General features: G+C 71.4%; 2 protein-coding genes and 1 pseudogene. All 3 read right to left on the reverse strand.

Features of this window, described 5'->3' with window-relative positions:
- Nucleotides 1–369: pseudogene (locus tag WA805_RS00430) on the reverse strand (hypothetical protein); the annotation flags it as partial.
- 7 nt (nt 370–376) lie between these two features.
- Nucleotides 377–1,237 (reverse strand): class II fructose-bisphosphate aldolase, encoded by an 861-nt coding sequence (locus WA805_RS00435; protein WP_422275233.1) that lies wholly within the window; start codon nt 1,235–1,237, stop codon nt 377–379.
- Between the two features lie 120 nt (nt 1,238–1,357).
- Nucleotides 1,358–1,860: LuxR C-terminal-related transcriptional regulator (locus WA805_RS00440; RefSeq protein WP_425241376.1), on the reverse strand; the 503-nt coding region annotated here is incomplete at its 5' end.

Raw genomic sequence — 1,860 nt, forward strand, 5'->3', positions numbered from 1 at the left:
GACCGCCACCGGCCAGCCCGCGGCGAGTGCCTCGCCGACGATCCGGTCGACCCCGGGCCGTGGCGGGATGGCGCCGTCCGCGACCAGGGACAGGTAGATCTCGGTCTTCCTGCGGTGCCAGGCGGCGAGGGCGGCCTGCTGGCCGGCGGCGTCGGCGGGCAGCCCGGCGGCCGCCACGAACTCGGGGGTGAGCAGGCTGGCCATCCGCTCCTTGCCGCCGCCGATGAGCAGCTTCTCCTTGTACTCGGCGGCGCTCCACCGGACCGGCAGCCCGAACTCCTCGAAGGTCTGGTTGAACGCGACGAGGTGGCCGTAGCGCTCGGTGTCGGCGAGCACACCGTCGCAGTCGAGGATCAGCGCGCTCGTCACCGGGACGTCACCAGGCCCGGCCGACGCTGCCGAACCGCCGCATGTGGCCGGCCGCCATCTCCAGCACCGCGGCACGGACCGAGGTGAACAGCGACGGCGGGTCCCAGGTGTCGCGGTCCCGCGCGTCGAGCAGGAACGCCAGGTTCGACTTCATGTAGGTGATCTTCAGCGCGGTGGAGATGTTCACCTTGGCGCAGCCCCGGCTGATCAGGTCGGTGAACTGGGCGTCCGTCATTCCGGTACCGCCGTGCAGGGCGATGGGAATGGGCTCCGCCGCCACGATGTCGGAGACGCGCTGCGCGTCCAGGTGCGGCTCGGAACGGTAGACGCCGTGCGCGTTCCCGATCGCCGGCGCGAACACGTCGATCCCCGTTTTCCTGATGAAGTCGAGGGCGACGGGCAGCGACTCCCTGTTCGCCTCCTCGTCGGAACCGATGTCGTCCTCGACGCCGGTGATGGCCTCGATCTCGCCTTCGACGTGCGCGCCGTAGGACCTGGCCTCGGCCACGATGTCGATGGTCAGCCGGAGGTTTTCCGCCACCGGCAGCCGGGAGCCGTCGAACAGCACCGAGTTCCAGCCCTTCCGCAGGCAGTCGCTGATGAACGACCGGTCAGGACAGTGGTCGAGGTGCAGGCTGACCGGGACCTCGATCCCCGCGGTCATCTCCCGCCACATGGCGAACAGCAGATCGATGCCGATGGACCGCACCGTCTTGACCGATGTCTGGACGATGAGCGGCGAGCGCTCCGCCACCGCGGCGGCGAGCACCGCCTCCATGGTCAGGTCGTTCACCACGTTGATCGCGGCCACGCCGTAGCGGTCGCGGAACGCTCGGTCCACGATCTCCTTCATCGGCACGACAGGCACGCGCGCACACTCCTCGGCATGGGGACGATCCCCAACTTAGGCGGCGCCGCGGCGGCGCGAATCGGTGGAAACCCCCATCTTCCGTGGAGGGCTTTCCCTACCCGCGGCTGCCCTGCGCCGCTACCTGCGCCCCGCGCGGGCGGCGAGTTCGGTGCGGTTGCGCGCGCCGGTCTTCCGCAGCACCGCCCCGGCGTGCTTCTCCACGGTCTTGATCGACAGGACCAGCAGGTCGGCGATCGCCTTGTCCGGCAGTCCCTGCTCCATCAGGCCGCGCACCTGACGTTCCCGTTCGGTCAGTGGCTGCTCGTGACCGTCCTCGCGCAGCCCGCGGTGCAGCGTGGCGAGCACGGGTCCCGACAAGATCGCCTGGCCGCGCCCGGCCGCGACCACGGCGCGGGCGAGTTCAGGGCCGTCGGCGCCCATGTCGACGCAGCCCCGTGCTCCGGCCCGCATCGCGCTGGCGACCAGCTTCTCGTCGCCGCCCTCGCACAGTCCCACCACGGCGAGGCCGGGCAGCGCGCCGAGCAGGACGTCGGCCACGCCGGCCCCGTCGATCACGTCGGACCCGTCGTCGGCGGGCAGGCCCAGGTCGGCGAGCACCACGTCCGGCCGCAGCTCGCGGC

Origin of the sequence: Trebonia sp., from assembly GCF_049794275.1 — a bacterium.
In the GTDB taxonomy this organism is placed as follows: domain Bacteria; phylum Actinomycetota; class Actinomycetes; order Streptosporangiales; family Streptosporangiaceae; genus Trebonia.